Origin of the sequence: Mesorhizobium sp. B264B1B (assembly GCF_020165765.1) — a bacterium.
GTDB lineage: Bacteria > Pseudomonadota > Alphaproteobacteria > Rhizobiales > Rhizobiaceae > Mesorhizobium.
This window is the reverse complement of sequence record NZ_JAIUIS010000014.1, coordinates 152,391-166,435: the sequence shown is the minus strand read 5'-3', so window position 1 is coordinate 166,435 and position 14,045 is coordinate 152,391. Positions and strand designations below refer to the sequence as shown.

The window sequence follows — 14,045 nt, the reverse complement described above, 5'->3', positions numbered from 1 at the left end:
CGGACCGCCCGAGCAACCCTCGGACGCGCAGTGTAGGGTGAGCCACCTCACCGGCAGAAGCGGACATACGGTCTTACCGATAACTGATGTCTTTCCTCCGTGAATTTCTAAACCTACCTCAAGGTAGGTCGTCCGTAACGCAGAAAGCAGTCGTTCTGCATCACCAACAGTTTCAGTTCCTATTACCCAATCATCCTGCAGGCGATCGGCTGCGCCGCGCTGAAGACCGGTCCTCAGCATCGGTCTGCTGTCGATGTAGCCTGAGAGAATATCCGCGACTATACGGGATGTATCGGGCCCTATCGGGATGCCCACGGACTGACCTCGATTACATTTACGGAGAAGTACGTCGATTCGATCACCCAAGCTGTCGTTATACTTCTTGCGGTTTTTCTTGACCCGTTCCTTACCATAGGCCGCCCAAAGCACCGAGTGGGTGTATATGGATGGATAGAAGCGAAGAACGTCTGATTTGACCTCTACATCGTAGGTAGCTCGAATGAGTTGTTTGTGCACCGCGTTGCTCTTGAAGTCGGGCTCCTCAATCGCCCTGTACGATTTGGATGAGATCATGGTTCTGGAGAAGCTAAATCGCTGCCGGTCCAGCCAGCGAGATATAGTCGCCCAGTTCCTTGTCATAACCGAAGCGAGCAGAAGCTGGGGCACTGGGTTTGTAATGTGCAGTTGTCGACGCTCGTTCTTCGCTTTTGGCGTCGAGTAGAGTTCGGGTTCAGTCTCGCTTATCTCCCAAAATTTCTGATGCTTTGCATGGCTGGGCTTCAGCGGGCCGCTCGCGGCCCATATCGCCAACAATTCCCGCGCATACTCGCCGAAATCCTCGGTTATAAAGGGGGCGGCAGCTCTTTTGGAAAGTAGCCCTTCGATAGCATGACTTGAAGCTTGTCCAAAAATACGCTCCCCGAGCCCACGATACGGAAGATCAGGGTAATTCACATGGGTTTCCTAAAAATTGCCAACGCCAAATGATGGGTTTCCAAAGGTGCGCTGGACTTGCCGACCTCGCACATGATGCTGAAGACCGAGGACGCCTTCACCGGACCCATGTTCGACGCCATCAACGGGATGCTGGTCGACATGCTCGCGGCCATTGTCCGCAAGTACTATGACGACCGACGCGCAGGCAGGCTCAAGGGGATCGCCAAGGCAAAGGCCGAGGGTCACATGAAGGTCCGTCCCGAAGACGCCGAGCGTAGCGAGGCGATCATGGACATGCTGCGGAAGGGCCAGAGCTGGGACACCATTGTGCGAGAAGGCGTCTTATCCTATCCGCACCAAGGGCGGGGCGTTGGCGGACAGCTTGTAGAGCCGCAGGCGAACGGGACGGCCAGCCCCTCTGACACCAATATGTCGCCCACATCTTGGCCATCGGCAAAGAGTGAGCCGCAACTTCGCCCGTAGTTGCACCTGTCGGTGCCCTCAGTGCCTGCCGGGCAGGAACATGGAACCATCTTCAGCTCAAGCTTCGCCGCAGCAACCAACTCTTTGAGGCGTGCCTTCGCTCGACGCCCGAGGTTTCCCTCAGAGTCGCACCTTGGCTCGATGCTTTCGGGTGCGTTGAAGCCAACCAGCCGGGTCCCCTTCGCGGAACTGTTGAGCCGAATGGTATCTCCGTCCGTTACGGTGAACTGGGTTCTGGCAAGTGGCACCCTGTAGCCTGCTGCGTCTGACCTCGCGAAGGAGGGCATGCTTGGCCAAGTGATTTGGCCGCCCTTGACAACGAACGAATAGATCAGGGACCCGACGACCAATGCGAGAGCGATCCCAAAGGTTCTGACGAACCTGCCTGCCAAGTATCGAACCTCCCGAACGAGTGGGTTGCGCCAACGGCGCGGTCGCCAACGCGGCGATGGGGGCTTGTAGGTGCCTGGATGTGCGGGTCCTATCGCCTCATAGAGCTTCGCCCACTGCTTCGCGCTCAACCGCGTGCGCGGGCCGTATTTCACCAATCGGTCACGCATATCGAGGAGGAACTGGCGCTGCCATTGGCTAAGGTGGCCGCGAACCAATGCAGCCTCGATACGGGATTTCAGATCGTCCTCAGGCTCCATTTCGGTGGCCCCGCCCCTTCGCAACAATACTGGGCGGCCGGTGCAGCATACAAGTCCGATGTGGGACGCGGGAGAGGACCGAAATCATGTGCGCATGGCCCAAGGAGGCCTAGAAGAACGGCTGTTGCTTGATGATCGGAATTGCCGGATTGGTATTGTGCACCGTAACGCCCCTGCACGATGCTGCTGACGCCGCCGGTTGCGACGGCATTGGCGACCGAGAACGGGCCGATCCACGGGAGCGATGGTTCCGTCCCACCGTTAAAGGCGAACGCTACGCCAAGCTCGGCATGCAAGAAGAGATAGTTGTCAGCGGACGCGTTAAGGGAGAGCGCATTGCGCTTGGTGAGCGCTCGCCACGGTATTGATGGCAACAACGTTCGCAGCAAAGGAAGCCTTCTCGCGCGCGATGGCAGCTGCGGACTCATCCGCGCTAATTGCGCCGATCGCCTGCGCCATCTTAATGTTTTTGAGACTCCCAAGTATGTTTGCTGGGCGGCAAACAGCGGGCTGTATTTCGTTCGCAGAGCCTCAAGCTCACGCCCCTGGTCCGCTAGGACGCCGTTCCGCTCCTTGCTGGCCCTTCGCACCGATACCGACCATGTCGTTGATGCGCGCCTGCAGCGTAGAGAGGTCGGTCGAAATGCTAATTAGCAGGTCGTCGCTACTTGCAGCCATTGCTTACTCCATGGCGGTCGATCGCGCCGGGCGCGGTGGGTATTTTGACATCTGCGGATTGCTGTAAAAAGGAAATGATGGCGCGCCGCGTTCAAAGGATTGGGCGGACCACGAGGTAGTGACGATACGACAGCAAAGCTGACTATCTCAGCGTCACTATATTGTTAACAAAACGTTACTGGCCATTTACTGGAATGCCATTTTTGCATAAAAAAGAGGCAGACGGTGATTCGCCGTCTGCCTCTGTCTGTTGCGTACTCACGGTCTTGTGGTGCCGAGTGGACGAACAAGACCGCGTGTCCGCTCCATAGCAGGTCGGTAACTAGCGTCCTGAGGCGTTTTTGACAAGCCACAGGAGCTACGTAATGGTCAGACATCCTCCCAAGCCCTGCCATTCCCAATTGCTCCGCAAAGCGCTCGAAAGGAGCAATTGCAATGGCAGACGTGCAGGTAACTTGCATCAACAAAGTCCCACGTGAGAACAAGCACGAGGCTATTACAAACCTCGGCAACTCCACCGGGAAATGGTCGAGATCACAAGTGATCCAATGGATCGAAGCGGGCACGCATACTTTCTACACATCGGTAGGCGGAAAGCGCGCCAACGTCGCTGTGGTCAATGGCCCCAACGAGAAATACGTCCGCACTCACGCGGATGGCCAGTGGAACGATAATTTGCTGGCGCTTCCTGAGTGTCCGTAACGCTCTAACGATGGCGGGTTTCGGCCCGCCATCACTTTCTTCTCGGAGATTATCCTATGACCAAACTGCCGACATACACTCTGTCGTTTGACAAGAAAAAACAGGACTGGAAACTGCATAAAGATGGTGCCGACCGCGCTACTAAGCGGTTCGAAACTAAAGCGGATGCCACCGCTGGCGGCGTTCTATCCAGCGCGATTGGGAAAGATGGCGGCTCTGTCCGGATTGAGAAAAAGCGCGGCGGATATGAAGAGGAGAGAACGTTCCCCCGCGATCGCGACCCTAAGAAAACGCCCGGTTAGCCGCATAGAGAAAGCCCTCGGCATGGTGACTTCTGATTGGATTGCCGCTGTCGCGGTCGCTGTTTCTTTGATCTCCGCCCTGCTAGCATGGCTGTCGGCCGCACAAGCCAAACGGCAAGCTGACGCCGTGCTTGGTGAGGTGAATCCTACGTTTGGCGTCTACCAGGCTGAGTATGTTGAGTATTCACGGCAGGCTAGCCTAAAATTCGAGATTCTGAACCACAACAGACGAGCGTTGCTTGTCCATGAGTTGTCGTTTCAATACCCGGACGATGTAATCGTGTTTACCGATCATGACGACCTGACCGGTGTGATTGGGTCTATCATCGAGGCAGTCAAACAAGGCGGGCGAACAAAGAAATTTGCAATCCCGCACCGTGTGAAGGGATGCGGGATGAACGCTGTGCCGCATGAACTGGTCATACCCTTTAGATGTGGGTGGAGAACTGACGTGAAGCCGAAGTCATTTCGCTTTTGCTTCAAGGCAGAATATAGGCAGGAAGGCGGCTTGGCGACGGACCGCGCCTATGGCTGCGTTGACGTTGAGCCGCCGAACATTCTCCCTTGAACGCGCCTATCGAAAGTACTCGGCTGCAGAATCGTCGTGGTCATCCGAAGGCGGCGCCCAACCTACCTTTGGGAACGACGCCGGCGTGGCTCCAAGTGAGCCCAGGCATTGGTTGAGCGCTCTCAGGCCCGCAACACCCAGATCTCCGCTGCGCATTTTCCCAACTAGTAGCGCGGTAAGACCGACAATCCCGCGGCGGCAATACCGCAGCAAAGTCGGCGCCATCTCTTTCCAGGCCGCTTGCCCTGGCGCCGACAGCCATTCGTATGGCTCACCGATCGGCCGATCGTCGGGCGGCTCGAAGTGATTGACGTATCCGGATTCTTGGCAAGCGTCCCGGAAAGCCGCAATTGCTCAACGCTTTTTGCAGCCACCACCGGTCCTTAGGACCATCGGCCCTAGATATCCGACCACCCTACACCGTGGGCCAGATCCTACCTTTCCAAACATAACTTTCGGATTAGGTCTTGCGCGCTTCTCGTCGCATCTAGTTCATCAAGATCGTACCCAGCCCTCCCCTCCTTCAGTAGGGAAACAGGTGCAAGATACGACATGCCACCAAAAAGGCGGACACAAACATCGTTCCTAGTGCGACTTGCGAGGACCACAGCAAGTGTTCGCTACTGCTCTTCATGGCAGCCTTGTTGGATTTCAGCATCTCATCGTAATGGGCGCAGACTTCAGCTAGGGCGATGTGGAGCGGCTTCCCACTTTCTGCATCAGATGCCCAGCCGGAGGGATAATTGCCCACAGCATCAAAGTCTATCGGCTTGGCCGCCTCAAAAGCGTAAAAGGATGAAACCGACATCCCAAACGTCGCAAATAGTCCAACGGCACCAAAGAAGATGTCGACGTGTTCGGACTTATAGATAGCAAGCGTGCCAGCGACGACTACGGCGACAACCGCAACCATGAAACCGAGCAACGTCATCGCCCTCAAATCTGCTGCCAAAGCCATTGTTAGTTGTGCATCAAGTCGGCTCTCAGCTTCCCGCAAGATTTCCTTTAGCGTATCGTTGTCTGCCTTTTCGAGGCGAGAACTAAGTGAGGAAGCCATGATTCCATCTTTCGAATTTCAACCTGAGAAACCGCCGGGAGAACGCAAAGGTGTTAGGCACGAGGCCCCCAGACCTTCTCCGCCACCGCCACCCAAGCCTGCGCCGCCGCCACCGCCCAAGCCACCTAAGAAGTAACCTCTTACACTAGTCTTCCACAAATAACTCCACCGCAGTCGGCTCTGGCGTGCGTACGTTTACGCACGCGAAACTCCGGCGCTTGCCGGTTCATCTATGGGAGTATGCGAATGGCAAAACGAACTGTATTTCACTCGTCGCCGTCAAAGAGCGGTTGGAAGGTGACGCAAGGCGGAAACACCGTATCCGATCACAAGACCCAGAAAGCATCTGAGGCCGCCGCAACGGCCGCAGGTCGCGCTGTTCATAAGGCTGGCGGCCTCGCCCAAGCGGTTTTGCACAAGGCAAAGGGAACAATTCGCGAGGAACGCACCTACGGTGCAGACCCACGAAAAACCAAAGGTTAAGTTGCGGCGTCAGAGCTTGCGTAGCACAAAGTGGTCAACCTCTGGGTGCGCCAAACAAAGCCAACTGGCCGACGCTCAACTAAGCGGTAGACCTTGTTGCCTGCCGCATCGTAGAGGCCCGTAAAGATTGGCGCCGCGTCAGCCTCACAAGGCGGCCCGGTCAAATAGCTGAAGCGAGCCGTGGAAGACCGGCAGGCCGGTGACGCTAGACCATGACCTGATCAAGGCCCTGAAGGCCGAGGGACGGTCTGTGAGGCAGCCAAAGAGGCCCGGTGTTCACCTTCTGCGGTCCAGAAGGTGCTGACGTCGGCGTGAGGGGGCTTACCCAAGCCATAGCAGCGGCGCGACAGGCGCACGGGCTCTAGTTCCGTCCGGCGCTGACGGCGCCAGATTCTGGCCGAGGATAAGATTGGTGCAGTTCCCACACCGGCGAGCGAGACCTAGACGGCCCTCTTGTTACCCCAGAGCAGAACATGCAGCTGCGGCAATACGCGGGCTTCGAACCATCTGTCTCGCGTCACCTTTTCGATCAGCCACTCCATGCGCCTCATGATTCCGGCAAGGTCGACAGCTGCGTCTTCCTCGCCACGGCGCGGTGGCGTGTGATTGCCGGGTTGCAGATAGACCGGGAGACGTGGAAATCGGGCGGCGGCGTCTTTGGCGAAGGCGTAGTCACTCTCGTCGAAAACGACGAGCTTGAGCACGACTTGCGGCTTCTCCCGCGCCGCTTCGATGCAAGCCTCGAATGCAACCCAATCGGTCCTCATTTCGCTCGACGGCGGCTTTGGGCTGAGGACCAGTACGTCAAGCTCGGCAAACCAGTCCTTGGCCACCGAAGCTTGGGTTTCCAGCGCGAAGCGGTAACCTTCAGCATGGCCCCGCTCGATCAGGCCGCCGAAGGGCTGAATGGCGGGGTTGCCGCCCGACAGGGACACCATAACTGGCCGGGCGCCGGAAAGCGCAACCACGTTTTGCCACACCGCGTCCACTGGCATCATCTTCCATTCATCGCGGAATTGGTTGTCAACCGCATGGAGGCTGTCGCACCAGGAACAGCGGTAGTCACACCCGCCGGTTCTGATGAAGACGGTCGGCAAACCGATGAGCACGCCCTCGCCCTGGATCGTCGGCCCGAATATCTCGCTGACCCGGATTGCGGGCCGCGTGTCGGTCACGGCCGGTACTCCGCCCAGGTTTTAGGGGTTTCGCTCACCCTCACGGCGGCGGTTTCCGGCAGCCGTGCCTTGCACCATTCATAGAAATGCCTGGCCAGGTATTCCGCTGTGACCTGCTCATGCGCGAGCGCGTCGTTGAGGTGCCGGTGGTCCAAGCTCTCGTCGATATAGTGTTTGAGCGGCGCCAGATCGTGATAGTCGCGCACAAAGCCGTGCGAGTTCAGCTCCTTGGCCGAGAGCTCCACTACGACGATGTAGTTATGCCCGTGCAGTCGCGCGCACTGGTGCTCGGGTGGCAAGGAGGTGAGCTGATGCGAGGCCGAGAAGTGGAATTCCTTGGTAATGCGGAACATCAGGCGCTCCGCCTCCGCAGCGCCTCAAGCCAGAAATCGGTGTCCTCATAGTCGGTCGGGTCGGCGTGCTGCGCCAGATGAAACGCTTCGCGCCGCTCGACGCAGGTCCCGCACCGTCCGCAGTGACGTTCGCCGCCCTTGTAGCAGGACCAGGTCTGCGCAAATGGGGTCCCGTGCCTTGCTCCATCGCCGACGATGTCCGCCTTGGTGAGGTTCACATAAGGCGTATAAAGACGGATCTGCGCGTCTCCGTCGAGCGCTCGGTTCTGCATCGTCTGGAAAGCCTCGATGAAGGCCGGACGGCAGTCTGGATAGATGAAATGGTCTCCGCCGTGAGCGGCCATCCCCACTGCTTCGAGCTGCTGCGCGGCGGCGAGTCCGAAGGCGATGGCCAGCATGATGGCGTTTCGGTTCGGCACCACCGTGATCTTCATGGTGTCTTCGGCGTAGTGGCCGTCCGGCACGTCGACACCATCGGTGAGCGCGGAGCCGCAAAGGCCGCGGCCGATTTGGCGGATGTCGATGATCTGATGCGCAATGTCCAATCGCTGCGCGCACATCGCGGCGAATTTCAGTTCTTTGCTGTGCCGCTGGCCGTAGTCGAAGGACAGCAGCCCGACAAGTTCGTGCTCCGCTGCCACTTTGTGGGCAAGGGAAACGGAGTCCAATCCGCCGGAGCAGATGACGAGAGTCTTCATCGTGGTATCCTTGTTTTGACCGGGTAAGGCTGCGACCGGAGATTTCTCTGCGCTCCCCCTAGCCCAGCCAGTCAACTTTGTGAACCCTGTGGCGCTGACTCGCCGAGGGTGCGGCTGGGTCGCGACACCGCGCAGCCTCCTTAGGTCAATGTTCAAACCCGGGCATACGCTTAGAATCACAAATGCGAAGCCTCGCGATATGGCTTGGGAAGAATTCCCGTACTCGTGGGAGAGCGGAGGCTGCGGAGGCCACGCGCTGCCTAACAAGAGCAAGGGAGTGAGCGTGGTGCCGAGAGGTAGTTCAGTGGGCGTGCCCCCTCGCTTCAGCATCAGTCCGAATCGGACAGCACGATGGGCGGCAGAACCCCGGTTAGGATCGGTCGTCAGCCGACATCTGTGAACAAGCCGCATGCGTCGTTGCAATCACCCCTCTACTACGCGCAATTGCCGACATGGCCTCGCAGGAACTGGATTGGGCGATTTTCCAGATGGCGGTCGAAAGCGTCCGCTCTCTCTCATCAAGTTTCAGCGAAAGAGCCGCGGAGATAGCCGCGAGGAGCCAGGGTACATTGGTTTTCGACGTGCGGGTCGACGATGACCCGCAGGTGCAGCGAATCGCGGCAATCCGGTATCGAGGCGAACAAACTGGCGTGGTCGCGTTGGACAGGCAGGGCCTTCTTACCCACTATTGCATGGTGAATGACACGTTCTCAGATCTGATGGCGCCTTTGGAGAACTGGACAAGCATGCCCCTCTCAACGCAGGCAAAGATCGATATCACCGTCCATGCCGGCCCCTTCCTCGCCGCCCTACGAAATGCCGGTCATCTGCTTGGCAGTTAGCGTGACTGGAATGCATGTGTGATCCTGCATTCCCCCCGAACGCGCCGCGAGCGGCGCCCGAGCTAGGCTCTCCGGGCGCGTATGGCACCTGCTGCTCGCGTTGGTGATATCCTGGGCAAACGGACCTGTGGCGCAAACGCTGGGTTCCAACAATGCGAAAACGAGAGACCTGTTTCCCGGCAACCAACGGGAAACCGGCCTTCCACCGATCAGGCAGCGTCCAATATGTCCGCCTCCGTCTCAAGAATTCCGGCGGGTAGGGACAGCGATTTTGCGATCCGGTCCCTATAACCCTTGTTGTATCTCAGACCGGACTCAATGTTCAGGATTTCCTCAGCGGCAAGCCCGCACGCCACTGCCAGGTCCTCGACGGAATATCCAAGGTGCTCACGATAAGCACGGGTGATGTGGGTCCCCGCCGACATGGCCGTCAACACCGGCTCGGGAATGCGTGAATCTTTCATAAACACCTCGAAGAAGAGCAAAGATGCCCGGCACCTCGGGAGAGTTCCTCTGGACCCGGACAGTCAAATGAATTGACTCAATTCAGCCTGGAGGTCTGGTGCATGAGGCACCTAAGACCAGCGGCCGGAGGCGGTATATGGTGGCTCAACCGGGTCCGATCAAGTCGTAACAAACTGACCGCCGCAACATGGTCTGATCGACTGCGCCGACCATGCCCGCGCCACCCAGTGGGGCTGATCACCGCCGACGTTCCGGGGCAGTAGTTCGGCTTGCTCAACCCTGGATTCGGTGTTCCTGCTGGCCTGCTAGCCATGTCGAAGCAGCCGCCCCGGGCCAACGGGAACGGGCAAACGAGAGTGCGCCCGAGACCCGAGCTGATTGGTGCCATAGATGACGCCACGCTCGCCGCAGACGGCCTATCCACGCCATGGATGATCATCATCCATACAATCACTTTGGCCAACCATTGCCGAATGCGTTACTCGGGCCTCGCACAGACCTCCCGAAGGCATGGATGAGAATTGGCCTCTTTCACAATCGTCATCCCTTTTTATCAGAAAAAAGCGGGGATTCTTCGCCGTTCGCTACAGAGCGTATTTGAGCAGACTTATACGGGCTTTGAGGTTCTGGTTATCGACGATGAGTCCCCTCTTCCGGCTGAGGTCGAGCTGGAAGCGCTTGACGCCGATCAGAGGTCGCGCATCACGGTCATAAGGCAGGCCAACGCCGGCCCTGGTGGCGCTCGCAACACCGGGCTTGAGAACGTTTCGCCTTCGACGCGTCTCGTCGCTTTCCTCGATTCAGACGACACCTGGCTGCCACATCATCTGCACAACGCTTTTGAGAGCATGTTGTGCTTCGGAGGGGACTGTTACTGGGCCTCAATTCAAGCGAGCGAAGAGTTCTATTACCACCTCGCAATATCCGAACTTGCAGGGGCGGACGGGTGATTCGATTGGGGGAGCAGCCGCTTGTCATCGAAGTTCCTGACCTTGCAAGCGCAATGCTGAAGGACTGGAGCTTTCTCCATCTTTCTGGAATGGTGATCGGCCGTACCATCTTCAAAAAAATCCGTTTCGACGCCACTCTTCGGCGCGCCGCAGAGGACGTGCTTTTCTTCTGCGATACAATCCTCGCCTCTCGGCGCAGCCTGCTCTGCGGTGATCCGGGCGTCGTGCGCGGCTTGGGCGTCAATATCTTTCACCGCATCGACCGCACATCGCGCCGCTTCCTGCAGCAGCAATTCAACACCTGGGCAGCGCTCGACGCGCTCGAAGCTTGCTTTGCCTGACGGCCAGAGGAAGTTGAGTCAATCGCCACCCTCCAAGGGCAGAGCGCGTCGCCAGGCGCTTTGGAGCCAGGCCGGACTTCTTCGTCGCGGCAAAGTGCCAAACGTCGGCCTGCTCGCGCGTTGGGCGTGGCGTGACCCTGAGTTGCTGCTGACACTGAGGGAACTCGGGACAGCTAAGTTTGCGGAGGCGAAATGACTCCATATCATTGGGAATCGAGCCACGGCAATTTGGTGACGACCTCAATCTCTGGCTATGGGACTTTCTGTTGCCTGGATTCCGGGAGGTGCACCAACAAACAATGCTCGTGGGCGTCGGCACGGTCCTGAATTCGGGCCTGCTTCCGCGCGGTGTGCACAAGCTGGTTGTGGGAAGCAGCCGCGGGGAACCGCAGCTTAGTCCCGATGGCTCGCTCGACGGCTTGAAAAGTCGCTTTGGTGAGGTGCTGAACGGAATCCGCAAAGATTATCTTTAAGCAACGGGACGCTCCAGCAAATGTCGAAAATCAGCGTGGCGTGCTGCTCGCGGCCAGACGAGGTCGCGCGATTGAAGACACGCGATGACAAAGTCCGCGAGCAGCGACTCGGGCCGGAAATTCCGGAACTCCGTGGTGCTGAGACTTGGCGAGAGGTGCGTTGGCGGGTCCCACGCAAGTCACGCCGTTCTAGCGCGAGGAAGCTTTGATCGCATCCATGGCGAGACAGGCGCGGTGCCGAGCAGTTGGGCATAGAGGACACCGACAGAATGGGGCTGCAGCCTGGGGCAGACCCGGACCCTGTTCGTGCGTGATACACAGATGCTTCTTGTCCGCATACCGGTGATTTCGATCGGTTTGGGGTGCTGGGGGCTTCCGGGGCTGATATTCAGCCGGGTGCTCACCGGTCTGTTCAGCGCTGTCGTCAACATGGTGGTGGTGGAGCGGCTCATCAATGTCTCGGTCAGGGCGCAGTTGTTGGCGAATTTCAGGGCGCTCGCCAGCTCGGCCGTTCTGGCCGCAGGTGTAACGCTCGCCGATCATTGCATTGGCGCTCAGACCACGCAGACCGGCTTGGTTCTCCAACTCGCCGTCCTCATCTGCCTCGGCGGAACTCTCTATTGCGGTTTCAGTCTCTTTCTCTGGATCGTTATGGGCCGTCCGGATGGGCCGGAAACCGAAGTGAGAAAGCTCGCTTTCAAGGTGCTGTCCAAAGTCAGCCACGCGTGATCTCCAGCTCGTCAATTCAAAAGAGAGGTACGATGCCAGGTGCTCAGGAACTAGAACTGATTGCTGCGCTGCAGGACATAACGCATGATTGCCTAAAGATGTTCGTCAGGCCCGATGAGCCGATAGCGATACTGGATTTTCCCGACATCAAGAACTGTGGCGACTCGGCAATATGGCTGGGATTGCCTATTTGAAGGATCGTTACGCAAAGCGGCCTTCCTATGTCTGCACGACGGACGATTTTTCCCATGATGAACTCAAGGGGACGGCTCCGAGTGGGCCCATATTTATCCATGGGGGCGGCAATTTCGGCGACTTATGGGTATCTCACCAGGACTTCCGGGAACATATACTGGAGTTGTTTCCCGACCGGCAGATCGTCCAGTTTCCGCAATCGATCCATTACAGCTCTCCGGAACGGCTTGAGCAAAGCAGACGCGCCATTGGCCGACATAAGAACTTCGTGCTGCTGGTGCGCGACGAGGAATCCCTTCTGTTCGCCCGGGAAAAGTTCGATTGCCAGGTGCATCTCTGCCCCGACATGGCTTTTTGCATCGGCAGTGTGCAGCCTGATGCGCCCCGCTTCCCGGTGCTCGCGATGCTTCGCCAGGACAAGGAGCAGGTCGGAGCGGTCGATTTCTCTGTCTATCCCCATATCCCAAGGGAGGACTGGATCACCGAGCGCCACTCGAGGGTGGGCGTTGCAAAAGCGCTCGGTGCGGCATCTGCGTTGCTGCACCTCAGCCCCTCAGAAGTGCGGTTGCGCAAACTGAATGCCGCGGCCAACAACCGCTTTCGACGCGGCATCCGGCAGATTTCCCGTGGCAAGGCCATCCTTACGGATCGCCTGCATGTGCACATCTGTTCGATTCTCATAGGGCGCCCCCACGCGGTGCTGGACAACAACTACGGAAAAATTCGCCGGTTCATGAACGCTTTTTCAGGGGGTACCGATCTATCCTACAAGGCAATGTCGAATGACGACGGCATTAGATGGGCAAGAGAACAGGCGGTTGGCACAGTCAAAGACTGGAGACTGTCATGACTGCCGTAACGTTCATTGTTCCTGTCAGGCATCAGGATAACGCGCGTGATTGGGGCCTCCTGAAGAGGAACCTCGCCCAAACCGTCACATCCATTGCCAATCAAACCAACCCCGATTGGCGAGGCATAGTGGTTGCCAATGACGGGGCCGATCTTCCTGTCATGCCCGATAAGTTCTCGGTGGTCCGGGTGAGCTTTCCACCGAACGACATTCATGAGCGAGGCGATGCAACTGAGAACGACTTTCTGGATTCATTCCGCGCCGACAAAGGCCGCCGTGTTCTTGCCGGCATGCTCAATGCCGCTGGCAGCCGCTTCTTCATGATCGTTGACGACGACGATTTGGTAAGCTCTCGTATCGTGCAGTATGCTTCTAAGCATCCGAACGAAAACGGCTGGAGGATTGACAAGGGGTATCGCTGGGACGATGGCGGCAATGTTCTGCTCTGTCGTGACCAGTTCAGTCACTATTGCGGAACATCGCTGATCATTCGTTCGGATCTGTACGGGCTGCCGGCAAAAATCGAAGATGCCCCCATCGAATGGATCAAAGATACGCTTGGCAGCCACGTCCGTATAGCACCAGCTCTGGCCAAGCGCGGAACTCCCTTGAATTGCCTCCCGTTCCGGGCCGCTGTGTACCGTGTTGCACACCAGGGGTCGCACAATAAGACTCCGAGCCTCATGCAGATGTATTTCGTAAGCAGAAGCGCTCTGAAGCGCCCCTTCCGTGTCGCGAGAAATCTCGCCGGGTTGCGTCTGTTGTCAGCTCGCCACAGGAAAGAGTTCTTCGGACGACCGGAATAGACGGGCGGCTGCAAAGTTGTAGCAGGGCTTGAGCAATATTGGCGTTTGCGGCTGCGCTCTACGGCCTTAACGCGCGAGTTCGACATGCCTGATTGGTTGCCTGGCCTGAATTGCGTAACCCATTGTCAGCCCAGGTAAGGGAATCGACTCACTATCGGTCAGGGGCAATTCAGGAGAATCTTGGCCACCGCTTCAGCATGAGCGGCCATTAGGCGGGGACTCTATTCTCCAGCTTCTGACATCCGCAAAGGAGGGTATCGCATTCGCGATCGAGGGCCGAAGGTCTCTCGGTGGCACCGGCTGCGCCAA

At 58.0% G+C, this 14,045-nt stretch carries 16 protein-coding genes and 3 pseudogenes; 11 read left to right on the top strand and 8 right to left on the bottom strand.

All coding sequences use genetic code 11. From position 1 onward, the window contains the following. Together LB547_RS25470 and LB547_RS25465 are read right to left on the bottom strand one after the other, a co-directional pair. The coding region (locus tag LB547_RS25470) for an RNA-directed DNA polymerase (protein WP_140700728.1) at nt 1–954 on the bottom strand (954 nt) is incomplete at its 3' end. A gap of 329 nt (nt 955–1,283) precedes the next feature. Next, nucleotides 1,284–1,706: a thermonuclease family protein gene (locus LB547_RS25465; RefSeq protein ID WP_224655965.1), complete on the bottom strand. Its 423-nt coding sequence runs from the start codon at nt 1,704–1,706 to the stop codon at nt 1,284–1,286. A 494-nt stretch (nt 1,707–2,200) separates the two neighbouring features. On the opposite strand from LB547_RS25465, the gene LB547_RS25460 reads away from it, so the two are divergent. Then, nucleotides 2,201–2,437, top strand: a complete 237-nt coding sequence (locus LB547_RS25460) for a hypothetical protein (RefSeq protein WP_140700729.1) — start codon at nt 2,201–2,203, stop codon at nt 2,435–2,437. A 169-nt stretch (nt 2,438–2,606) separates the two neighbouring features. Here LB547_RS25460 and LB547_RS25455 read toward each other — a convergent pair whose 3' ends face one another. Continuing rightward, a complete protein-coding gene (locus tag LB547_RS25455; RefSeq protein ID WP_181168594.1) occupies nt 2,607–2,747 on the bottom strand; it encodes a hypothetical protein in 141 nt (46 codons plus the stop codon). A gap of 435 nt (nt 2,748–3,182) precedes the next feature. Between LB547_RS25455 and LB547_RS25450 the strand changes: the two genes are divergently transcribed. Genes LB547_RS25450 through LB547_RS25440 form a run of 3 tightly spaced genes read left to right on the top strand, consistent with a single transcriptional unit; the run spans nt 3,183 to nt 4,319 of the window. Then, nucleotides 3,183–3,449: a DUF3892 domain-containing protein gene (locus tag LB547_RS25450; protein ID WP_064993282.1), complete on the top strand. Its 267-nt coding sequence runs from the start codon at nt 3,183–3,185 to the stop codon at nt 3,447–3,449. A 56-nt stretch (nt 3,450–3,505) separates the two neighbouring features. Then, nucleotides 3,506–3,751 (top strand): DUF2188 domain-containing protein, encoded by a 246-nt coding sequence (locus tag LB547_RS25445; protein ID WP_084015674.1) that lies wholly within the window; start codon nt 3,506–3,508, stop codon nt 3,749–3,751. Nucleotides 3,752–3,773: 22 nt separating this feature from the next. Continuing rightward, the gene (locus tag LB547_RS25440; protein WP_086081355.1) at nt 3,774–4,319 is read left to right on the top strand and encodes a hypothetical protein; all 546 of its coding nucleotides are present in this window, start codon (nt 3,774–3,776) and stop codon (nt 4,317–4,319) included. Between the two features lie 523 nt (nt 4,320–4,842). Here the strand turns inward: LB547_RS25440 and LB547_RS25435 are convergent. Next, entirely contained in the window at nt 4,843–5,376 is a 534-nt protein-coding gene (locus LB547_RS25435) for a hypothetical protein (RefSeq protein ID WP_064993284.1), read from the bottom strand. Nucleotides 5,377–5,622: 246 nt separating this feature from the next. Here LB547_RS25435 and LB547_RS25430 point away from each other — a divergent pair, with 246 nt between their 5' ends. Beyond that, nucleotides 5,623–5,859 (top strand): DUF2188 domain-containing protein, encoded by a 237-nt coding sequence (locus tag LB547_RS25430; protein ID WP_086081356.1) that lies wholly within the window; start codon nt 5,623–5,625, stop codon nt 5,857–5,859. Between the two features lie 440 nt (nt 5,860–6,299). Here LB547_RS25430 and queE read toward each other — a convergent pair whose 3' ends face one another. Genes queE through queC form a run of 3 tightly spaced genes read right to left on the bottom strand, consistent with a single transcriptional unit; the run spans nt 6,300 to nt 8,085 of the window. After that, a complete protein-coding gene (gene queE / locus LB547_RS25425) occupies nt 6,300–7,034 on the bottom strand; it encodes a 7-carboxy-7-deazaguanine synthase QueE (RefSeq protein WP_064993285.1) in 735 nt (244 codons plus the stop codon). Then, entirely contained in the window at nt 7,031–7,387 is a 357-nt protein-coding gene (gene queD, locus LB547_RS25420) for a 6-carboxytetrahydropterin synthase QueD (RefSeq protein ID WP_013533306.1), read from the bottom strand. Before queD ends, queE begins: the two co-directional genes overlap by 4 nt. Then, nucleotides 7,387–8,085 (bottom strand): 7-cyano-7-deazaguanine synthase QueC, encoded by a 699-nt coding sequence (queC, locus tag LB547_RS25415; protein WP_064993286.1) that lies wholly within the window; start codon nt 8,083–8,085, stop codon nt 7,387–7,389. The genes queD and queC overlap by 1 nt, the downstream gene beginning before the upstream one ends. A gap of 452 nt (nt 8,086–8,537) precedes the next feature. Here queC and LB547_RS25410 point away from each other — a divergent pair, with 452 nt between their 5' ends. Beyond that, entirely contained in the window at nt 8,538–8,927 is a 390-nt protein-coding gene (locus LB547_RS25410; RefSeq protein ID WP_064993287.1) for a hypothetical protein, read from the top strand. Nucleotides 8,928–9,136: 209 nt separating this feature from the next. Here the strand turns inward: LB547_RS25410 and LB547_RS25405 are convergent, their stop codons facing one another. Continuing rightward, on the bottom strand, nt 9,137–9,391 hold the full coding sequence (locus LB547_RS25405; protein ID WP_064993353.1) for a helix-turn-helix domain-containing protein: 255 nt from the start codon (nt 9,389–9,391) through the stop codon (nt 9,137–9,139). 522 nt (nt 9,392–9,913) lie between these two features. Between LB547_RS25405 and LB547_RS25400 the strand changes: the two are divergent. The 5 genes and pseudogenes from LB547_RS25400 (at nt 9,914) to LB547_RS25380 (ending at nt 13,736) form a co-directional block, all read left to right on the top strand. Continuing rightward, nucleotides 9,914–10,879, top strand: a pseudogene (locus tag LB547_RS25400) (glycosyltransferase family 2 protein). Continuing rightward, a pseudogene (locus tag LB547_RS25395) lies at nt 10,876–11,066 on the top strand (polysaccharide pyruvyl transferase family protein); the annotation flags it as partial. The pseudogenes LB547_RS25400 and LB547_RS25395, both read left to right, overlap by 4 nt. A gap of 411 nt (nt 11,067–11,477) precedes the next feature. Next, nucleotides 11,478–11,885, top strand: a complete 408-nt coding sequence (locus LB547_RS25390) for a hypothetical protein (RefSeq protein WP_064993288.1) — start codon at nt 11,478–11,480, stop codon at nt 11,883–11,885. A gap of 32 nt (nt 11,886–11,917) precedes the next feature. Next, nucleotides 11,918–12,930: pseudogene (locus LB547_RS25385) on the top strand (polysaccharide pyruvyl transferase family protein). After that, nucleotides 12,927–13,736 (top strand): galactosyl transferase, encoded by an 810-nt coding sequence (locus LB547_RS25380; protein ID WP_064993289.1) that lies wholly within the window; start codon nt 12,927–12,929, stop codon nt 13,734–13,736. Before LB547_RS25385 ends, LB547_RS25380 begins: the two are co-directional and overlap by 4 nt. Nucleotides 13,737–14,045 lie beyond the last annotated feature (309 nt).

Excerpts from the sequence above, each read along its gene's own strand:
- LB547_RS25465 (WP_224655965.1), bottom strand. The coding sequence starts at position 1,706 with ATGCCCTCCTTCGCGAGGTCAGACGCAGCAGGCTACAGGGTGCCACTT.
- LB547_RS25460 (WP_140700729.1), top strand. The coding sequence starts at position 2,201 with ATGATCGGAATTGCCGGATTGGTATTGTGCACCGTAACGCCCCTGCAC.
- LB547_RS25455 (WP_181168594.1), bottom strand. The coding sequence starts at position 2,747 with ATGGCTGCAAGTAGCGACGACCTGCTAATTAGCATTTCGACCGACCTC.
- LB547_RS25450 (WP_064993282.1), top strand. The coding sequence starts at position 3,183 with ATGGCAGACGTGCAGGTAACTTGCATCAACAAAGTCCCACGTGAGAAC.
- LB547_RS25445 (WP_084015674.1), top strand. The coding sequence starts at position 3,506 with ATGACCAAACTGCCGACATACACTCTGTCGTTTGACAAGAAAAAACAG.
- LB547_RS25440 (WP_086081355.1), top strand. The coding sequence starts at position 3,774 with ATGGTGACTTCTGATTGGATTGCCGCTGTCGCGGTCGCTGTTTCTTTG.
- LB547_RS25435 (WP_064993284.1), bottom strand. The coding sequence starts at position 5,376 with ATGGCTTCCTCACTTAGTTCTCGCCTCGAAAAGGCAGACAACGATACG.
- LB547_RS25430 (WP_086081356.1), top strand. The coding sequence starts at position 5,623 with ATGGCAAAACGAACTGTATTTCACTCGTCGCCGTCAAAGAGCGGTTGG.
- queD (WP_013533306.1), bottom strand. The coding sequence starts at position 7,387 with ATGTTCCGCATTACCAAGGAATTCCACTTCTCGGCCTCGCATCAGCTC.
- queC (WP_064993286.1), bottom strand. The coding sequence starts at position 8,085 with ATGAAGACTCTCGTCATCTGCTCCGGCGGATTGGACTCCGTTTCCCTT.
- LB547_RS25410 (WP_064993287.1), top strand. The coding sequence starts at position 8,538 with ATGGCCTCGCAGGAACTGGATTGGGCGATTTTCCAGATGGCGGTCGAA.
- LB547_RS25405 (WP_064993353.1), bottom strand. The coding sequence starts at position 9,391 with ATGAAAGATTCACGCATTCCCGAGCCGGTGTTGACGGCCATGTCGGCG.
- LB547_RS25390 (WP_064993288.1), top strand. The coding sequence starts at position 11,478 with ATGCTTCTTGTCCGCATACCGGTGATTTCGATCGGTTTGGGGTGCTGG.
- LB547_RS25380 (WP_064993289.1), top strand. The coding sequence starts at position 12,927 with ATGACTGCCGTAACGTTCATTGTTCCTGTCAGGCATCAGGATAACGCG.